We start from the raw sequence: 18,686 nt of genomic DNA, 5'->3' as shown, positions 1-18,686 counted from the left end.
TCAAATTACTTAACCGCTTTACCAGCTTTGAAGTTAGCAAGAACTTGTGCACGCTCTTTGTCAGACATAGAAATTAAGCCTGCTTTGTCTAACTTAGAACCTTTACCAGATACTTTTTTGCTCAAGAAGTATTCAGTAAACTCTGGTAAGCCTTTGATTGATTTAAGGTGCTCACCTTTCACGTAGAAGAACAATGGACGTGATACAGGGTAAGAACCATTTAAGATTGTGTTTTCAGACGGTGCTACGTTGTTTACAGTTGCAACACGTAAACGGTCACGGTTTTGGTCATAGAAGCCTAAACCAAATACACCTACTGCGCTTGGAGAAGTTTTCAAGCGAGCCAATGTTTCTGTGTAGTCACCCGCAATTTCAATTACACGACCATCTTTACGGAAAGATGTACATGCTTTTTTCTTCGCATCTTTGTCTAAAGCTTTAATTGCTGAGTAAGCTTCACAGCCTGCATCAACCATTTTTTCTTGGAACACTTCACGTGTACCGTGGTTAGATGCTGGAATAACTAAAGTGATAGGCTCATTTGGAAGTGTTTTGTCAATTTGGTTCCAACGAGTATATGGGTTAGCAACCATTTTACCTTTAGATGGTAATTCAGCTGCAATTGCTGCAAACACGTGGTAAGGTTTTAATTTATAAGCTGCTTTGTTTGCATTTGATGCAAATACGATACCGTCGTAACCAATTTTAATTTCTAAAACTTGGTTAACACCAGCTTTTTTACAAGCTGCTAATTCTGAATCTTTAATTTTACGAGAAGAGTTCGCGATGTCGATTGTGTTATCACCTACACCGTTACAGAACTGCTTCAAACCACCTGAAGAACCGCCTGAACCAACAACTGGAGTTTTGAATTGTGGGAAAGTATTACCAAATTCTTCTGCTACAATACTTGCGTATGGTAGAACGGTTGAAGAACCCGCGATTTGGATGGTGTCACGAGCTGCGTTTGCAGTTGTTGTTACAGCTGCTGCAGATACGGCTAAAGCAATGGCGATGTTTGTAAAGCGCATTCTGTTCTCTCTCAATGTATGCAAGTTCGGAGTACGTCACTTGTTATTAAGTTTTGTACTTATTTCGATAACTGCATTGTGGTTTTATAATATGACAGCCATGTTACAACTTTGTTACGCTTTGGTTATATTTGCCTTTTCTGCATTGATTTATTTTAATTTCCTTAAAAATCAATATGTAATAAAATATTATTGTGCTCATTTTTTTCTTAAATTTATTTTTAAAATGTAATAATTCATGCCAATATCATCTTTTTTCATGAATTTTTCTGAAATATTTGCTGTTTTATTCATCAATTCTAATTATTTTCTATGACAAATACGCCTAAAACCATTGAAGAATCTACGATGAACTCTTTTATTACACTCAAATTAACAAAACATTTTTAGCCCCGTTCTACGCTCGCTAAACAATAGGCACAAAAAAAGCCACCGTAGTGACTTCTTTTGCTGTATTTGATCAAAATTGCTGTAATTCAGCCATTAGTCAATTGCTGGTGTATATGTACCTGCAGCAATTGCATCTTTAATACGTTCTGCTTCAGTTAAGACCAAACCAAGTAAGTTCTTCACGTTGTCTAATGTTGCAACAGGGCTTAACGTCGTCATTTTCAATGATTGGACATTGCCTACTTTGGTTACACCAATATTAGCTTCACCACGCGCAAATAATTCATCTGCCACGTTTTGGTTCAGGCTATCTAAGAACTCTGCAGGATAACCTTCAGGCACAACACGGAACAATACAGAAGCAAACTGAGGCTCAACCAATAACTCTAAACCTGCCGTTGCTTTAATATAGTCAGCAACATCACGAGTTAAGGTCACACCATGGTCAATCATTGAACCGTAGAGCTCTTCACCTAAGGCTTCAATAGTCATCCAAAGTTTCAATGCATCAAAACGACGTGTCGTTTGTAGTGACTTAGACACAAGGTTTGGTACACCGTGTTCTTCATCATACGCAGAGTTCAAATATTCTGCTTCATAGTGCATGAAACGATAGTTCGCTTCATCTTTCAGCAAGAACGCACCGCACGAAATTGTTTGGAAATAATGCTTATGGAAATCAAGTGTTACAGAATCTGACAACTCAATACCATCAAGCATGTCACGATGACTGTTAGAAAGAATTAATGCCCCACCCCAAGCCGCGTCAATATGCATCCACGCGCCATATTGATTGGTGATGTCACGAATTTTTCTGAGTGGATCAATCGCACCTGCATCGGTTGTACCCGCAGTTGCAACCACACAGGCAACAATCTTACCTTCTGCTTTTAAATGTGCCATGGTTTGCTCAAGCGCAACCACGTCCATTTGTGCATTTTCATTCACAGGTACAGTAACAACCGACTGGAAGCCCATGCCCATCATCGCCATGTTCTTTTGCACAGAGAAGTGTGCATTTTCAGAACAAATGACTTTTACGTTGCGCATTGCATCGCTTGGTACACCATCACGCTGAACAGACCACGGATTACCGTTTTCATCTTTCCAGTTTTTCGCAATACAAGCATCACGCGCTAACAACACACCCATCAAGTTAGACTGTGTACCACCTGATGTGAACACACCTGCCTGACCTGCGCCATAGCCAACTTTTTGACGTAACCAGTCAATTAGCTGTACTTCCATCAATGAACCAGCAGGGCTTTGATCCCATGAGTCCATAGATTGGTTGGTTGCGTTAATTAACACTTCTGCAATTTGGCTTGCCACCATGGTTGGGCAATGCAAATGCGCCAAAGAATGTGGATGATGAACTTTTAAACTTTTATTTAAGAAAAGCTCTACCATGCGTTCCAATGACTTTTGTACACCTAAACCCTGTTTAGACGGCTGGAAAGCAATCGCTTCACGCAATTCTTTAATGCTACCGCCCGTGTACATTTTGTCATTTTGCAACCATGCTGCGACTGCTTGAGTCGCTTGCTCCATTGCTGCACTGTAGTCAGCAATGGATTGAGCATCATTGCAGAGTAACGCTTTACGATGTTCTGCAAAATCTACCATAAACTTATGCGCCTCGTACTGCGACTAACGCTTCAGCAATTGCTTTCTTGAAGCGAGCGATAACTTCTACACATTCTTCTTGTGTAATGATCAATGGGCAAAGTAAACGAATTACCGTACCGCCACGACCGCCTTTTTCAAGCAATAATTTGTTGTCAAAACATGCAGCTTGAACAGCAGCAGCCAATTGAGAATCTGCTGGGTAAGCACCTAAACGGTCTTTTTCTTGGCGTTCATCTACAATTTCAATACCAATCATTAAACCGCGACCACGCACATTACCAATACATGGGAATTCAACCGCTAATTTTTTCAATTCAGCTTGAAGGAACTCACCACGCTCTTGTGCGTTTTGTGCCAAGTTTTGTTCTTTAATAGTTTTAAGGACAACAAGACCTGTACCCATCGCCAATTGGTTACCACGGAAAGTACCCGTGTGCCCTGCTGGCTGCCATGCGTCAAACTTACGTTTAATAGCAAGTACAGCTAATGGCAAGCCACCACCAACAGCTTTAGACATAACAATCACGTCTGGCTCAATACCTGCATGTTCAAATGCAAACATTTTGCCTGAACGTGCAAAGCCCGCTTGTACTTCGTCTAGAATTAAAACGATGTTGTGCTTTTCAGTCACTTCACGGATTTTCTTCAACCATTTTACTGGTGCAGTCACAACACCGCCTTCACCCTGAATTGCTTCAAGAATTACAGCTGCAGGCTTAGTGACACCGCTTTCTACATCTTCAATAAAGTTTTCAAAATAATACGTTAACGCATCTACACCCGCTTCGCCACCAATGCCAAGTGGGCAACGGTATTCATGCGGATACGGCATAAATTGAACACCAGGCATTAAACCATTTACTGCATTTTTTGCAGACAGGTTACCTGTCATGGCCAATGAGCCATGTGTCATACCATGATAGCCACCTGAGAAACTAATAACTGAGCTACGACCTGTGTAGGTTTTTGCCAGTTTAATTGCAGCCTCAGTGCCATCTGCACCTGTAGGACCACAGAATTGTAAGCAATACTCTTCTTGGCCGCCAGGCATGTGTGAAAGCAACGCTTCAGTAAAAGCATCTTTCAAAGGTGTCGTTAAATCTAGGGTGTGTAATGGCAAACCACTCGCTAAAGTGTCTTGGATGCTTTGAACCACCGCAGGATGGTTATGACCCAATGCCAAGGTCCCTGCCCCAGCCAAACAATCTAGGTACTCAGTACCTTCAACATCGGTAACCCAACAACCCAGTGCTTTCGCTATCGCTAACGGTAATTTACGAGGATAACTACGCACATTCGATTCCATCTGACTTTGGCGAGTCAAGTAGTATTCGTTTGTGGAATGGTTGGCAGGGTTTACAGAAGTAACGCTCATATCGAATTACCATCTCTGATATGGGTTGAAAGAAATAAGTCTGGTGACTTGCGGTCCTTTGACTCGGTGCTTTTTTGATCTAGCGAGATAGAGTTTTGTTCTTCAAGACTAGGAAGCGGGATAATACCTAATTTTTCTAGAAAATAAACAGGTTTAACCCAAATATTGCCTAATTTCATCGAAAAAACATATCTTGCAGATGATTCGATTGAATTATCATCTTACATTGTGACAAAGGAAAGAAAATTTAACTCTTTCCTATTCCTTTATACTTTCTTTTGAGCAATCTCTCAAGCTGTGCAGCATTTATTTTCAAAATAGTATAGATCATTATTTTTATTGAATTTTATAAATCTGAATTTACTGCAATTTTATAGTGAAATTTTACAAAGCCACCACAATTTCGACTAAAAATCCTCACAAAGCAAAGTTACTATTTAAAGCAGACAAATCATCTCCAAAATTTCCGATAATTTGAACAATAGGTCAGAATATGCGTTTACTTTCTCTCGCTGCTACGCTCTTGGCTGCTGGTGCTGCCAGTACGGTATTTGCTCAGCAAAATGAATCACTGAATTACAATATCGTCAATGTACAAGCTGAAGCTTCACGCGAAGTTTCAAATGATCAAATGCATGCAGTACTGTACATTGAAAAAAGTCACAAACAACCTGCAGAGTTGGCTTCGCAAATCAATCAGTTAATGAGCCAAGCTATTGCAACTGCACGTAAATATCCACAAGTGAAGGTAGAAACAGGTTCACAAACCACTTATCCAATTTACGACAATGACAGCCGTAAGTTAAAAGAATGGCGTGGTCGTGCCGAAGTGCGCGTGCAAAGCACCGACTTTAAAGCCGCAAGCCAATTGGTGAGTGAGCTACAACAAAACTTCCAAACCCAATCAATTAATTTTAGCGTGTCGGATGCGCAGCGTAAAAAAGTTGAAAATGAGTTGATGGTCGAAGCTTCTAAAAACTTCCAGCAACGTGCGCAAATGCTCAGTCAGGCTTGGAATAAATCGGGCTATAACTTAGTAAATTTAAACCTGAATACCAATTCTTATTTCCCGCAGCCTGTTATGCGCGCGAGTATGGCTAAATTTGCAGTCGCGGAATCGGCAGTAGCTGATCAAGATATGGCGGCGGGTGAATCTAAAATTACCGTTAATGCAAATGGAACGATTCAGTTTAAATAAAAATCTGAATTTACCTAAAACTGCTCTTCAAGATTCATTCACTTGAATCATCTGAGCATATAAAAAATCCCGCACGGCGAACCAAGCGGGATTTTTTATAATTTAAACTTAATTCAAAGCTTAAAACGTGAGCAAAATTTAGTAGATTGCCATGTGATTGCGGTGAATCATCTCCAGTGAACGTGCTTCACCTAAGACTTGATGCACTTTGTCGGATGCCAAACCTTTGACTAAGTCTGCAGAGCGTGAACTGAAGTTTACACGTCCAACTGCCACACGATGGCCTTGCGTATCTACACATTCCACCACATCACCACGGTCAAAATGCCCTTCTACGGCTTTTACACCCACAGGCAATAAACTGCGATGATTTTCTTTAATGGCTTTGACTGCACCATCATCAATGACCAAACGTCCTGCTGTTTGTAAATGTGCTGCCAACCATTGTTGATGTGCGGCAATACGGTCATTATCGGTAATAAATAAAGTACCCAACAATTCGCCCGCCATTAAACGCGCAAGTACGTTGTCACTTTCACCACTGGCAATCAACGTCGGACAGCCCGATTTAGCCGCTAAACGTGCCGCACGAACTTTAGTCAGCATACCGCCACGCCCAAACTTACCGCCACCACCTGCCATATCGAACAAGCTTTCATCCAAAGCACGTACGGTATGGAATAGTTTTGCATTTGGGTTAGAACGTGGGTCAGAGTCAAACATGCCTTGCTGATCAGTCAAAATGATCAGTAAGTCTGCATGCACTTGCCCTGCTACCATTGCAGCTAAGGTGTCGTTATCACCAAAACGAATTTCATCGGTAGAGACTGTGTCATTTTCATTAATGACAGGAATCACACGCCATTCAATCAGGTTCTGCAAAGCATCACATGAGTTTAAATAACGACGACGATCTGCCAGATCATCATGCGTTAAAAGTACTTGTGCCGTTTGAATTTGGTGTTTTTCCAACACACTTGACCAAGTCTGAATTAACCCCATTTGACCAATGGCAGCACATGCCTGAAGACTGGGTAGATCAGTGGGTCGATGTTCTAGTTTCATTCGCACCATACCTTCAGCCACAGCTCCCGATGACACCAAAATAATTTCGTGTCCTGCATTGTGTAGATCTGCAATTTGTCCCGCCCAATGCGAGATTGCATCTAAATCTAAACCTTGCCCATTGGCTGTGAGTAAAGATGATCCGATTTTAACAACGATTCGTTTACAACCCTTGAGCTGACGTTGCCCATCTACCACTTCTATCATCTTGTCCTCAGTCACTTTTTGTAGCGCTTAGCGTACGTAGTACACTTCTACATCGCCATCTTCACCATCATCGTCTTCATCATCATCGCCCAACATACCTGCAAGACGTTGCTGACGGCGCATCTCACGATACGCTTCTTTCGCGGCAATGGTTTGTTCTCGTGTTTCAGCTTCTAGCTGATCACGGAATGCTTTCATTTCTGCAGCATAGTCAGGATCTTCAACTTCACGTTCGCGTTGTTGCTCAATTTGATCCATCAGGTAATAAACCACTTGCTGAGTACCTTCAGACATTAAGCCTGAAGTTTTAAATACAGGGCCGTCCCACTGCAATTCTTCCAGAATGTGTTTACACCACTCTTCGCGTGAATCTTCAGGAATTTGATCCAGTTTATTTAACACCAACACCATTGGCAATTTAGCCAAAGTTGGAGAGAATTTTTTCAATTCTTCCATAATGGCTTTGGCATTATACGCTGGGTCAGAGCCATCAATAGGCTGAACATCTACAATGTGTAGCAAAATACGGGTACGTGCCAAGTGTTTCAAAAAACGAATACCAAGGCCTGCACCTTCAGCCGCACCTTCAATTAGCCCTGGAATATCGGCCATCACAAAAGAACGATGACGGTCTGCATCTACCACACCCAAGTTTGGCACCATGGTGGTAAATGGATAGTCGGCTACTTTTGGTTTTGCCGCAGAAACAGCACGAATGAACGTTGACTTACCCGCATTTGGCATACCCAATAAGCCAACATCCGCAAGTACTTTTAACTCCAGACGAATTTCACGGAACTCACCTTTGGTACCATGCGTAAATTTACGCGGGGTACGGTTGGTCGATGATTTAAAGTGCGTATTCCCTAAACCACCATCTCCACCTTGTGCAACCAATACTTTCTGACCGCTTTCGACTAAATCTGCAATGATGTCGCCAGAGTCGGTATCTACAATGGTCGTTCCCACTGGTACTGTCAATACAACAGATTCACCGCCACGACCAGCACAGTTTGCGCCAGAACCATTTTTACCACGTTCAGCGCGAAATTTACGGGTATAACGATAATCTACAAGGGTGCTTGCGTTGTCGTCGGCTTGCACATAAATACTGCCGCCACGTCCACCATCACCACCATCTGGTCCACCAAATGGTACGAATTTTTCTCGGCGAAAACTGGCTACGCCATTGCCACCGTCGCCAGCCTCTACGGTAATGACTGCTTCATCAACAAAGCGCATCTTGCCAATCCTCTAAAACTTTAAAAGCCGTATATTCTGCCATATTTTAGAAAATTTCTCGAATTATATTTATGCAATCGTATCAACTCAGGCTTTTTATATCAGGAACGTCAAAATCACTGATTTATTTTAACAATCATGTGATCGTTTTTTCTTATTTCTCCTTCTTAGGTTAAATTCTTATAGTGCATCCGCCCTTTTTGTTTTACTTGCATTTATGTCTGACTCTGCAACCACAACAACTGCTTTATCTCCTCAATTTATTTTACTGATGGCAACAGCATGTGGTTTATGTGCAGGCTCTGCTTATTTTAACCAACCGCTGATTTATTCAATTGAAAAAAGTTTAGGCATCAGCACCAGCCAAGCAGGTTTTGCAGTAGTACTTGCACAAATCGGCTATGGTTTAGGATTAATGTTACTTGTGCCTTTGGGCGATTTACTCAATAAAAGAAAATTGATTGTGAGTTTGATGGTCTTTGCAGCACTCTCACAAATTTTACTGTCCTTTAGCAGCAATTTAACCATGCTGTATTTCTTTACGGTATGTGCCACATTTGGTGCGATTTCCGCACAGGTTTTAATTCCTTTTGCATCAAGCATTAGTCCACCCGAATCGAGTGCTGCCATTGTAGGCAAACTGATGAGTGGTTTGGTGATGGGTATTATTTTATCGCGCACCTTTGCTGGTTTTGTTTCGACCTTTTGGTCTTGGGAAGGTGTTTATTTAAGTAGCGGCATAATCACCCTACTGTTTGCAGGGCTGATGTGGAAAAAGCTACCTTCTACAACTGCCAATAAAAATTTGACCGTGGTAGCTATTTATCGTTCTCTAATACAATTGGCCACCACCCAGCCACATTTAATTCGCAGAGCCTGCGCAGGTGCTTTGGGTTTCGCTATTTTGTCCTTGGTTTTTACTTCCATGACTTTTGTTTTAGCCAATCCGCCTTATCATTTTAGTGATTTTCAAATTGGGCTTTTTGGCTTATTGGGTGTGATTGGTATTTTTTCTTCGAGCTGGTCAGGTAAAACGGTAGGCAAAGGACATGAAAATTTTGTCGCTATGCTCTGTATCAGTTTGATGTTGTTTTCTTGCATTCCACTCTTTTTTGCACAGCAGAATATTATGGCTTATGCAGTGGGCGTATTGATGAGTTATTTTGGCCTCACTGCATTTCACGTACTGAATCAGAACTTGGTGTATCGAATTGATGCTACCGCACGCTCACGTATTAATGCCGTATATATGACCATTTATTTTTCTGGTGCAGCACTTGGTTCTCTGACGGCGGTCTACGCATGGCAGCACTGGGGTTGGATGGGCTGTGTCGCGAGTATTTTAATATTTGCCGTAGGTATTTTATTGATTGATCGTTATGATTTTAGACAGCAAGAAAGATAATTATTCTGACAGAGTCTGATTGATATTTTTTTCTAAATAATCAATCAACTGATTAACTTTTTCTGCAATTTGTGAACCTTCAAACGTAAGTTGATACTCCACTTTAGGTGGTACGGTTGGATAGACAGTGCGTAAAATCAAACCATCTTGTTCTAAAATTTTCAGGGTTTGTGCCAACATTTTTTCACTCACCCCTTCAATGCGCTGTCTTAACTCACTAAAGCGATGTAAACCCTCACTCAAACAATGCAGCACCAACATCGACCATTTATTGGCAAGGTGTTCTAACAAAATACGAGATGGACAATCTTTGGCAAGGACTTGTCCGAGTACATGACTGCTGGCATATTGCATAACGTGATCCTTGTGTAGATTGACCTTAAAAGTTGAATTAAAAATCAAGCTTACTTTTAAACATAGACTTTATTTTTGTAAGTTTAGAATAACTTATTTTGCTAAAACTTCAAATATCTATCATACGCTTTAAGCATAGAAAAAATGTATAAAAAAAGAGCCTTAAAAAGGCTCTTTTTCAAATTCTGATGTTACAAATTATGCATTTGTTTCAGCAGGAATTTTTGGATAACTTACGCCGCCCATTTGCTCAGCGATACGTAATACTTGACAGCTATAACCCACTTCGTTGTCATACCAAACGTAAGCAGTTAAACGGTTGCCAGAAGTAATGGTTGCTTGCGCGTCAAATACACCCGCAGTACGTGAACCAATGAAGTCGCTTGAAACCACTTCAGTCGAGTTGGTATAACCAATCTGACCTTGAAGGTTAGAGTGAATTGAAATTTGACGAATATATTCGTTCACTTCTTCACGATCTACTTCTTTCTCAAGCGTTAAGTTCAAGATAGCAAGTGATACGTTTGGCGTTGGAACACGTACAGAGTTACCTGTTAATTTACCTTGCAATGCAGGCAATGCTTTCGCAACTGCTTTTGCTGCACCAGTTTCAGTAATAACCATGTTCAAAGTTGCCGCACGACCACGACGATCTGCCTTGTGGTAGTTATCAATCAAGTTTTGGTCATTGGTAAATGAGTGCACAGTTTCAACGTGACCATTCACAACAGTGTATTTGTCATGCAACACTTTTAAAGTTGGTGTGATTGCATTCGTTGTACAGCTTGCTGCAGAAATAATGGTATCTTCATCAAGAATGTCAGCTTGGTTTACGCCGTAAACCACGTTCTTCATGTCGCCTTTACCTGGTGCAGTTAAAATTACGCGTGCAGCACCTGGGCATTGAAGGTGTTGAGCAAGACCTTCTGCATCACGCCATTTACCTGTGTTGTCAATGACTAAAGCATTGTTGATGCCGTAAGCTGTGTAATCTACTTCAGATGGGTTAGATGCATAGATCACTTTGATGAAGTTACCATTTGCGATAATGGCTTCATTTTCTTCATCTACAGAAATAGTGCCTGCAAACGGACCGTGAATAGAGTCACGACGTAGCAAAGATGCACGTTTTTCTAAATCACCGTCAGATGATTTACGTACCACAATAGCTTTAAGGTTTAAGCCACGACCAAGACCTGATTGACCAATGATTAAACGTGCAAGAATACGACCGATACGACCAAAACCGTAAAGAACAACATCTTTGCTTTCTACTGTTGTTGGGTTACCTGCTAAAGATTTCACAGCGTCTGCAACAAATGCATCTACATCGCCGCCTTTTTCTTTATATTCAACAGCAAGTTTACCCAAGTCAACTTCTGCTGAACCAATGTTCTCTACTTTGGTTAAAGCTTCAAGAATTGGGAATGTGTGAACAACTGAAAGTTCTACATCCATCATACGAGTACGACGGTGTGCTTTCAAAATTTGGATCACAGAACGGTTAACTAAAGAACGACCAAATACTGAAACCATGATATTTTTTTCACGGTACAACTGACCGAGTAAAGCAATCATACGTTCCGCGATTTCTTCACGGTTTTTCCAGCGACCTTGGTGCTCTGCGTGTAGGGCGATGATAGTCTCTTTGCTCACAGATACGTCCTCTAATTAATTGTATATCTAGGCATGAATTTCAAAACCCGATAATTGTAATGGAATTGTCGTCAAGATTGAATCAAAAGCTGGCATTGACCCGACTATTTTCTTATATATTCACTATAAATTCATAAAATAGTTGTAATTATTTTTGTGATTTTACTTTTTTCATTCAATGTTCAATTTTTCAGGCCAAAAACTTGGCAGGTATATTTAAGCTTCATCTGCTTTTTCTATACCTTAAATTCAAAAAAGATCATTTTTTCAAACTAAGATGTATCGGCAAACCTTTAAACCATCTTCTTTGTATTTCTACAGAAGTATGCCAATAGATTTTTAAGATATTTATCGCTCTGATTGCTGCTCTATCTTCTGCTGTAAATCTTGCTGATTCTGTTTTTGCTTTCTTAAATGCAAACAACCTTCCATTACCAGCAACGCCACCGCCAACCAAATTGGAATATAGGTCAGCCATTCCCCTGCTTCTATTCGCTCACCCAATAACATTGAGGCAAAAGCCAACAGCACAGGTTCTAAATAACTCAATAAGCCAAAAATCACAAAAGGCAAATAACGACTGGCCAAAATATAACTACCCAGCCCTAATGCACTTAAAAAACCCAGTCCCAATACCGCCCAAATTAAATGGGGAAAATTTGCAATGACTTGCAAACTGTCACTATAGACAAAGGCCAAATACAGCGAAATAGGAATCACGAGCAGCAAATCCCACCAAAAACCACCCAAGTGATCGGTTTGAAAGACACGACGTAAAAAGAAATATAAAGGATAGGCAAAAGCGACATATAAGGTTTCCCACGCCACACTGCCAATCCGCCAAATTTCGTGACTGACACCCAACACCGCCAAGGCAACTGCTGCCATTTGCCAAGTTGATAATTTTTCTTTATAGAGCACGCAACCGACCAAGACCATCACCAAGGGTAATAAGAAATACCCGAGAGATACTTGTAGACCTCGCCCGTTAATAGGTCCCCATAGAAATAGCCATAATTGCGTGGTGCATAAAAAAGAACTGGCAAGCAACCACAACAGTAAAAGCGGTTGTTGTTTAATGCGTGAAAAAATAGCGAAAATATGCTTAAAATCTCCCGACCACCACATAAATACGGTCAGGAATGGCAAGGTTGCCAACATACGCCACGCAAACGTTTCTTCGCTGTCTAAAGGCTTTAAGAGTTGGGTATAAAAGTACAACAGTCCAAAAGTGACCGATGCCAAAACCGATAATGCTACGCCTTTATACATCTACCCACTCCTGCCCAAGTGTGCATTATACCGATATTGTAATGACAGCATATTGACTGCTTAAAATTTTGCAAAGAAGTGCATCATTTTTCTACATTTTTAATAGAATTATTTTACTACATGTTCAAATCTAAGATTTTTTTCACACATAAAAAACCACGCAGTCTGTGCGTGGTCCATCCATCTTTAAATTATTAAGCTCGCTATTTAACTGAGCAGGTTATCATGCTTTTAGCTATGGCTTAGCTCTTCTATTTCACTTTATTCTTCAGCTGACTTTTTCTTTGGTGTATGTTGGGTATAAATCACATCCCCCAAATCATAGCCTAATGATTTAGCATAATTCAGATATTCCGTAACCACAGCCTGATCGGGCTGCGCGGTGCGCGACAGTACCCATAAATATTTACGGCGTGGCTCACCTACCAATACCGTTTGGTAATCTTCATCAAGTTTTAATACCCAATAATCACCGCGTCCTACAGGTAACCAGCGTACAACTTCAGGTAAAAAGCTGACTTTAAGTTTGCTGTTAAAAGGCGCATTTTGCACAAAAGCTTCACCCAATGCGCGCATTTGTTTGCCATCTTTTCCAGTACAACGGTTATCGACCTGCACATTGCCATTTTCATTTAAGGTATAGGCTGCGGTTACATTGGAAGCACATTTATTCTGAAAATAGAGAGGTTTTCTCGCCACTTCATACCAAACGCCCAAATACTTATCTAACTCAACTTTTTCAACCGTTTTCATCGGCTCATTGGTTTTGGAATAGGCCAAAGTGGCTGCACCTAAACCTATTAGTACCGCTCCACCTAGGGCAATTTTGGCGAGTCGTGCACCTGCAAACGGGAGTTTTTTAGCAGTCATACAATACCTCTAAGCTCTAATTTTAAAGTCAATTTCATTTATCTTCTTCAAAATAACCGCAAGCTTTTCAATTTACTGTATGGATATGTAAATATTGAAACTCAAATTCACATGCACGTAGTTGGACGCATAAAGCATTTACAATAATAAGGTAAAGCTGAAGATTTAGCCCGATTGCAGCATTTGTGCTTTTAAACGCAGAATTTCATCTCTTAAACGTGCCGCCTGTTCAAATTGCAATTCTTTAGAGGCTTTTAGCATCTCTTTTTCAAGCTTAGCAATGTGTTTTGCATACAGTTTAGGATCGGCCAAAATATGCTGTTCATCGGCACTCAAAGCACGGGTTTGTGCATTGATTTTTTCATCGACCTGTTCATCATTCAGCACTTCGCCCGTATCAATTTCTTTAATGACCTGACGCACGGCACTGCGAGGTGTAATACCGTGTAAGGTATTAAATTCAATCTGTTTAGCACGACGACGGTCTGTTTCATCTATGGCTTTTTGCATAGAGTCCGTAATGCGGTCTGCATATAAAATTGCTTTGCCTTTTAAGTTACGTGCTGCACGTCCAATAGTTTGAATCAATGAACGTTCCGAGCGTAAAAAACCTTCTTTATCGGCATCTAAAATAGCCACTAAAGAGACTTCTGGCATATCCAGACCTTCACGCAACAAGTTAATGCCAACCAGTACATCATGCACACCTGTACGCAATTCGTGAATAATTTTAACCCGCTCCACGGTATCAATATCTGAGTGTAAATAAGCCACTTGAATACCGTATTCTTTTAAATATGAGGTTAAATCTTCAGCCATGCGTTTGGTTAAAGTCGTGACCAACACCCGCTCATTCAGTTCTTTGCGTATATTAATTTCTGAAAGCACATCATCCACTTGCGTCAGCACAGGACGAATTTCTATTTCAGGGTCAATCAACCCTGTTGGACGCACCACTTGCTCTACAATTTGCTGTGATTTTTCCAATTCATATTGTGCAGGTGTGGCACTCACATAAATTGTGGATGGCACGATGCGCTCCCATTCTTCAAATTTCATGGGACGGTTGTCCAACGCACTTGGCAAACGGAAACCATAATTCACCAAGTTTTCTTTACGGGAGCGGTCACCTTTATACATTGCGCCTATTTGTGGCACAGTCACGTGTGACTCATCAATAATTAGCAAAGCATCATCAGGTACATAATCAAACAAAGTTGGTGGAGCTTCGCCTGCGGGACGGCCAGACAAATGTCGTGAATAGTTTTCAATGCCATTGGTATAACCCAATTGTTGCATCATCTCTAAATCATAACGGGTACGCTGTTCTATACGCTGCGCTTCCAGCAATTTGTCGTGTTCACGGAAAAACACCAAACGCTCTTTCAACTCTTCTTTAATGGTACCAATCGCGCGTTCCAAATTATCTTTAGGCGTTACATAGTGACTTTTAGGATATATCGTCACCCGTGGTACTTTGCGTACCAATTTGCCTGTGAGTGGATCAAACCAGCGAATCGAATCAACTTCATCATCAAACAATTCTATGCGAATAGCATGCTGATCAGATTCAGCTGGGAAAATATCTAAAATTTCACCCCGAATACGGTAAGTACCACGCAAAAACTCCAGCTCATTGCGCGTGTATTGCATTTCGACCAAACGACGAATCAAATCATCCCGATTCACCCGATCTCCCTGCACCACATGCAGTAACATACTCATATAGGCATTCGGATCGCCCAAACCATAAATAGCAGAAACAGACGCCACAATAATCGCATCACGACGTTCTAATAATGCACGTGTCGCAGAGAGTCGCATTTGGTCAATGTGATCGTTAATCGCGGAATCTTTTTCAATAAAAGTATCTGAAGATGGCACATACGCTTCAGGCTGATAATAGTCATAATAACTGACAAAATATTCAACCGCATTGTTCGGGAAAAATGCTTTAAATTCGCCATATAACTGCGCTGCCAAGGTTTTGTTATGCGCCATCACAATGGTTGGGCGCTGTGTTCTGGCAATCACATTGGCCATGGTATAGGTCTTACCTGAACCAGTCACCCCCAGTAATAGCTGATCGTGATAGCCCTGTTCTATCCCTTGAACCAATTTTTCAATGGCTTGTGGTTGGTCACCCGCAGGTTGATAGTTGGTGACTAAATCGAAAGGTTGCTTATCACTCACAAATGCAGCTCTTTTGTTTGATGCGAACCTGACATTTTAGCAGACTTGCCTGCTGTCGGGGCAGCCGAATATGTAGGCAGGATGTTGCGCATCTGCATGCAAAGCTCCAATTGCTGTTTCCGCTCTGAGATGTGCTACGACTAATTTAGTGCTAAGCGCTGCTTTAAGGCTTGACCCATAGGCTATTCAAAGGCAACATGAAATTTCAGGACGACAACCATAAAAGCACACACTCATGACTTACCAATATCACGACGAATCAATTATCAAAAGCCTCCCTGAAGATACTGTTTTCGTATTTGGCAGTAACATGGCAGGACAACATGCGGGTGGTGCAGCACGAACTGCCAAAGAATTTTTTGGTGCGGTAGATGGTGTGGGACGCGGTTGGGCAGGACAAAGTTTTGCCATTCCTACCATGAATGAACATTTACAACAAATGCCACTTTCACAGATTCAGCACTATGTAGATGACTTTAAAACCTATGCCAAAAATCATCCTAAAATGAAGTATTTTTTAACTTCAATTGGCTGTGGTATTGCAGGTTATACCGTTGAAGAAATTGCTCCTATGTTTAAAGGCATTGCGCACAATGTGATTTTCCCTGCGTCATTTCGTCCTTTTGTTGAAAAAGCACTACCTAGACTGACACAAAAACTGTTACATACCATTTACCGTGATTCTGTGATTTTCACCCCTGCCACCGATGAATTAATTGAAGTCTTGGCTTTGAGTGAAAATGAAAAAGCCTTAGCCAAAATTATACTGAATACACAAATGTACCCAACCGACAGCAATGGTCGTGATCGGGTCTTTGAAATTCAGGATATTTTGCACAACTTAAATGGTAAGGTATTTGAATTCCAGAGCAATTCTGAAGGGCCTATGCTATTTGGTGCCGCCATTTTAGCCTTATTGGAGCTGTATAATATCAATGAGCAAGACTTTAGCGATGTTTGGCATGGCGTACGTGAAATTGCACCACCGAAGCCTGCCAACAAAGCCCGTAAACATGTACGTTAATCTGATAATTTAAAATTTTAAGACCATAAAAAAATGCCACAACAATGTGGCATTTTTTTAGCGCTTACCCATAGAACGACGGGTTCCACGTGGTGGTGGCCACGTTTTATCGGCATATTGCTCAGGTTTAGGACGCACCGAATTATGCACTGCTTCATCATTATCTTGTGCTTTGTTCGGCATTGGGAATGGGAGATTCACCAATGGTTTTTTTGAAGTAGGCTGCTGCTTACTCATGACCATCACTCTAATAAAATTTGGCTTATTTTAAAGTTTTTTGCCGCATGATGCGAGAAACTTCCACATCACTTTCAATTTGAGCCAGTTTTTATAAGAAATTGGTCTAATTTGGTGATTTTTTATTAATTTGATGCAATTTTAAACGACGTAGCCATCGAATTTAGGCTAAGATAATATGCTTTTTATTTTTTTATCCCTATAAGAAGGAATATGCCGTGGACGTACGTCTCTCTGATCGTGTCAATGCCATCAAACCGTCCCCAACACTTGCTGTAACCAACAAAGCTGCTGAACTTAAAGCTGCGGGTCATAACGTGATTGGTTTAGGTGCAGGTGAGCCGGATTTCGATACACCACAACACATCAAAGATGCTGCAATTGCCGCAATTAATAACGGTTTTACAAAATATACCGCTGTTGACGGTACGCCAGGTCTTAAAAAAGCGATTATCGCAAAATTAAAACGTGACAATAATCTTGACTACCAAGCTAACCAAATTTTGGTGTCTTGTGGCGGTAAACAATCATTCTTTAACTTGGCTTTAGCTTTGTTAAACAAAGGTGATGAAGTCATCATCCCTGCTCCATTCTGGGTAAGCTATCCAGACATGGTGATCATTGCTGAAGGCGTGCCAGTGATTGTGAAATGTGGTGAAGAACAACGTTTCAAAATCACACCTGAACAATTAGAAGCAGCAATCACAGACAAAACTCGTTTAGTGGTGTTGAACAGCCCATCTAACCCTACAGGTATGATCTATACCAAAGCAGAATTAGAAGCTTTGGCTGCAGTATTACGTAAATATCCTGAAGTATTTATTGCTTCTGACGATATGTATGAGCCAATCCGTTGGGAAGATGAGTTCTACAACATTGCGACTGTTGCACCAGACCTTTATGACCGCACAATCGTATTAAACGGTGTGTCTAAAGCCTATGCAATGACAGGCTGGCGTATAGGCTATGCAGCGGGTCCTGCTAAATTGATTGGTGCAATGAAAAAAATCCAATCACAATCTACTTCTAACCCAACTTCTATTTCACAAGTTGCTGCAGAAGCTGCGTTGAATGGCCCACAAGACGTACTTGAGCCAATGGTTGAAGCATTCAAACGCCGTCACGACCTTGTGGTAAATGGCTTGAATGACATCAAAGGTATTTCTTGCCTACCTGCAGATGGCGCATTCTATGCATACGCAAACATCAAACCATTAATTCGTGCAAAAGGCTTAAAATCTTGCACAGAATTTTCTGCATGGTTATTGGAAGAAACTGGTGTTGCTGTTGTTCCAGGTGATGCGTTCGGTTTAGGCGGTTTCATGCGTATTTCTTATGCAACTGCAGACGAAGTGCTTGTAGATGCGCTTGCACGCATCAAAAAAGCTGCTGAATCAATTGAAGGCGTAGATGCAGCGATTGCTTCTATCGAAGCTGAAAAAGCTGCACAATAATCTAAATTTGTTTAGATGAACAAAACCCACGATTGAATCGTGGGTTTTTTATTTCTAATTTCATTTTGCAACGATCACTTTAAA

At 41.0% G+C, this 18,686-nt stretch carries 15 protein-coding genes; 4 read left to right on the top strand and 11 right to left on the bottom strand.

Annotation, left to right across the window (positions count from 1 at the left end; all coding sequences use genetic code 11):
- Positions 1 to 5: 5 nt before the first annotated feature.
- From HHA42_RS05680 to HHA42_RS05670, 3 genes are all read right to left on the bottom strand, one after another.
- Positions 6 to 1,031: a substrate-binding domain-containing protein gene (locus tag HHA42_RS05680; RefSeq protein ID WP_168418178.1), complete on the bottom strand. Its 1,026-nt coding sequence runs from the start codon at positions 1,029 to 1,031 to the stop codon at positions 6 to 8.
- Positions 1,032 to 1,514: 483 nt separating this feature from the next.
- Positions 1,515 to 3,047, bottom strand: a complete 1,533-nt coding sequence (locus HHA42_RS05675) for an aspartate aminotransferase family protein (RefSeq protein ID WP_168525713.1) — start codon at positions 3,045 to 3,047, stop codon at positions 1,515 to 1,517.
- 4 nt (positions 3,048 to 3,051) lie between these two features.
- Positions 3,052 to 4,425 (bottom strand): diaminobutyrate--2-oxoglutarate transaminase, encoded by a 1,374-nt coding sequence (locus HHA42_RS05670; RefSeq protein WP_070153093.1) that lies wholly within the window; start codon positions 4,423 to 4,425, stop codon positions 3,052 to 3,054.
- A 493-nt stretch (positions 4,426 to 4,918) separates the two neighbouring features.
- On the opposite strand from HHA42_RS05670, the gene HHA42_RS05665 reads away from it, so the two are divergent.
- On the top strand, positions 4,919 to 5,623 hold the full coding sequence (locus tag HHA42_RS05665) for an SIMPL domain-containing protein (RefSeq protein ID WP_168460074.1): 705 nt from the start codon (positions 4,919 to 4,921) through the stop codon (positions 5,621 to 5,623).
- A gap of 138 nt (positions 5,624 to 5,761) precedes the next feature.
- Here HHA42_RS05665 and proB read toward each other — a convergent pair whose 3' ends face one another.
- Both proB and cgtA read right to left on the bottom strand, forming a co-directional pair.
- Positions 5,762 to 6,895, bottom strand: coding sequence for a glutamate 5-kinase (gene proB / locus HHA42_RS05660; protein WP_168418174.1), 1,134 nt, complete (start codon positions 6,893 to 6,895; stop codon positions 5,762 to 5,764).
- A 27-nt stretch (positions 6,896 to 6,922) separates the two neighbouring features.
- Complete coding sequence (cgtA, locus tag HHA42_RS05655; protein WP_168418173.1) at positions 6,923 to 8,137, bottom strand: Obg family GTPase CgtA; 1,215 nt, start codon at positions 8,135 to 8,137, stop codon at positions 6,923 to 6,925.
- A 217-nt stretch (positions 8,138 to 8,354) separates the two neighbouring features.
- On the opposite strand from cgtA, the gene HHA42_RS05650 reads away from it, so the two are divergent.
- On the top strand, positions 8,355 to 9,542 hold the full coding sequence (locus tag HHA42_RS05650) for an MFS transporter (RefSeq protein ID WP_168525711.1): 1,188 nt from the start codon (positions 8,355 to 8,357) through the stop codon (positions 9,540 to 9,542).
- On the opposite strand, the gene HHA42_RS05645 is transcribed toward HHA42_RS05650, so the two are convergent.
- From HHA42_RS05645 to uvrB, 5 genes are all read right to left on the bottom strand, one after another.
- Positions 9,543 to 9,896, bottom strand: coding sequence for a helix-turn-helix domain-containing protein (locus tag HHA42_RS05645; RefSeq protein ID WP_168418171.1), 354 nt, complete (start codon positions 9,894 to 9,896; stop codon positions 9,543 to 9,545). It lies immediately after the preceding gene.
- A 198-nt stretch (positions 9,897 to 10,094) separates the two neighbouring features.
- Positions 10,095 to 11,552 (bottom strand): glyceraldehyde-3-phosphate dehydrogenase, encoded by a 1,458-nt coding sequence (locus tag HHA42_RS05640; protein ID WP_168418170.1) that lies wholly within the window; start codon positions 11,550 to 11,552, stop codon positions 10,095 to 10,097.
- A 348-nt stretch (positions 11,553 to 11,900) separates the two neighbouring features.
- Positions 11,901 to 12,824, bottom strand: a complete 924-nt coding sequence (gene rarD / locus HHA42_RS05635; protein ID WP_168525709.1) for an EamA family transporter RarD — start codon at positions 12,822 to 12,824, stop codon at positions 11,901 to 11,903.
- Positions 12,825 to 13,085: 261 nt separating this feature from the next.
- Positions 13,086 to 13,694, bottom strand: a complete 609-nt coding sequence (locus HHA42_RS05630) for a lipocalin family protein (RefSeq protein ID WP_168525707.1) — start codon at positions 13,692 to 13,694, stop codon at positions 13,086 to 13,088.
- A gap of 165 nt (positions 13,695 to 13,859) precedes the next feature.
- A complete protein-coding gene (gene uvrB, locus HHA42_RS05625; protein WP_168418168.1) occupies positions 13,860 to 15,887 on the bottom strand; it encodes an excinuclease ABC subunit UvrB in 2,028 nt (675 codons plus the stop codon).
- 235 nt (positions 15,888 to 16,122) lie between these two features.
- Between uvrB and HHA42_RS05620 the strand changes: the two genes are divergently transcribed.
- Positions 16,123 to 16,911, top strand: a complete 789-nt coding sequence (locus tag HHA42_RS05620; protein WP_168460082.1) for a hypothetical protein — start codon at positions 16,123 to 16,125, stop codon at positions 16,909 to 16,911.
- A gap of 57 nt (positions 16,912 to 16,968) precedes the next feature.
- On the opposite strand, the gene HHA42_RS05615 is transcribed toward HHA42_RS05620, so the two are convergent.
- Positions 16,969 to 17,148 carry a hypothetical protein gene (locus HHA42_RS05615; RefSeq protein WP_168460083.1) on the bottom strand — a complete coding sequence of 60 codons (180 nt, stop codon included), beginning with the start codon at positions 17,146 to 17,148 and terminating at the stop codon, positions 16,969 to 16,971.
- A 218-nt stretch (positions 17,149 to 17,366) separates the two neighbouring features.
- Here HHA42_RS05615 and HHA42_RS05610 point away from each other — a divergent pair, with 218 nt between their 5' ends.
- Positions 17,367 to 18,602: a pyridoxal phosphate-dependent aminotransferase gene (locus HHA42_RS05610; RefSeq protein ID WP_168460084.1), complete on the top strand. Its 1,236-nt coding sequence runs from the start codon at positions 17,367 to 17,369 to the stop codon at positions 18,600 to 18,602.
- Positions 18,603 to 18,686 lie beyond the last annotated feature (84 nt).

The organism is Acinetobacter sp. A3, from assembly GCF_012371415.1.
Lineage (GTDB): Bacteria > Pseudomonadota > Gammaproteobacteria > Pseudomonadales > Moraxellaceae > Acinetobacter.
This window is presented reverse-complemented; position numbering and strand designations above follow the sequence as displayed.

What these genes read in the sequence shown, in the direction of transcription:
- HHA42_RS05680 (WP_168418178.1), bottom strand. Translation starts at nt 1,031, where the DNA reads ATGCGCTTTACAAACATCGCCATTGCTTTAGCCGTATCTGCAGCAGCT.
- HHA42_RS05675 (WP_168525713.1), bottom strand. Translation starts at nt 3,047, where the DNA reads ATGGTAGATTTTGCAGAACATCGTAAAGCGTTACTCTGCAATGATGCT.
- HHA42_RS05670 (WP_070153093.1), bottom strand. Translation starts at nt 4,425, where the DNA reads ATGAGCGTTACTTCTGTAAACCCTGCCAACCATTCCACAAACGAATAC.
- HHA42_RS05665 (WP_168460074.1), top strand. Translation starts at nt 4,919, where the DNA reads ATGCGTTTACTTTCTCTCGCTGCTACGCTCTTGGCTGCTGGTGCTGCC.
- proB (WP_168418174.1), bottom strand. Translation starts at nt 6,895, where the DNA reads ATGATAGAAGTGGTAGATGGGCAACGTCAGCTCAAGGGTTGTAAACGA.
- cgtA (WP_168418173.1), bottom strand. Translation starts at nt 8,137, where the DNA reads ATGCGCTTTGTTGATGAAGCAGTCATTACCGTAGAGGCTGGCGACGGT.
- HHA42_RS05650 (WP_168525711.1), top strand. Translation starts at nt 8,355, where the DNA reads ATGTCTGACTCTGCAACCACAACAACTGCTTTATCTCCTCAATTTATT.
- HHA42_RS05645 (WP_168418171.1), bottom strand. Translation starts at nt 9,896, where the DNA reads ATGCAATATGCCAGCAGTCATGTACTCGGACAAGTCCTTGCCAAAGAT.
- rarD (WP_168525709.1), bottom strand. Translation starts at nt 12,824, where the DNA reads ATGTATAAAGGCGTAGCATTATCGGTTTTGGCATCGGTCACTTTTGGA.
- HHA42_RS05630 (WP_168525707.1), bottom strand. Translation starts at nt 13,694, where the DNA reads ATGACTGCTAAAAAACTCCCGTTTGCAGGTGCACGACTCGCCAAAATT.
- HHA42_RS05620 (WP_168460082.1), top strand. Translation starts at nt 16,123, where the DNA reads ATGACTTACCAATATCACGACGAATCAATTATCAAAAGCCTCCCTGAA.
- HHA42_RS05615 (WP_168460083.1), bottom strand. Translation starts at nt 17,148, where the DNA reads ATGAGTAAGCAGCAGCCTACTTCAAAAAAACCATTGGTGAATCTCCCA.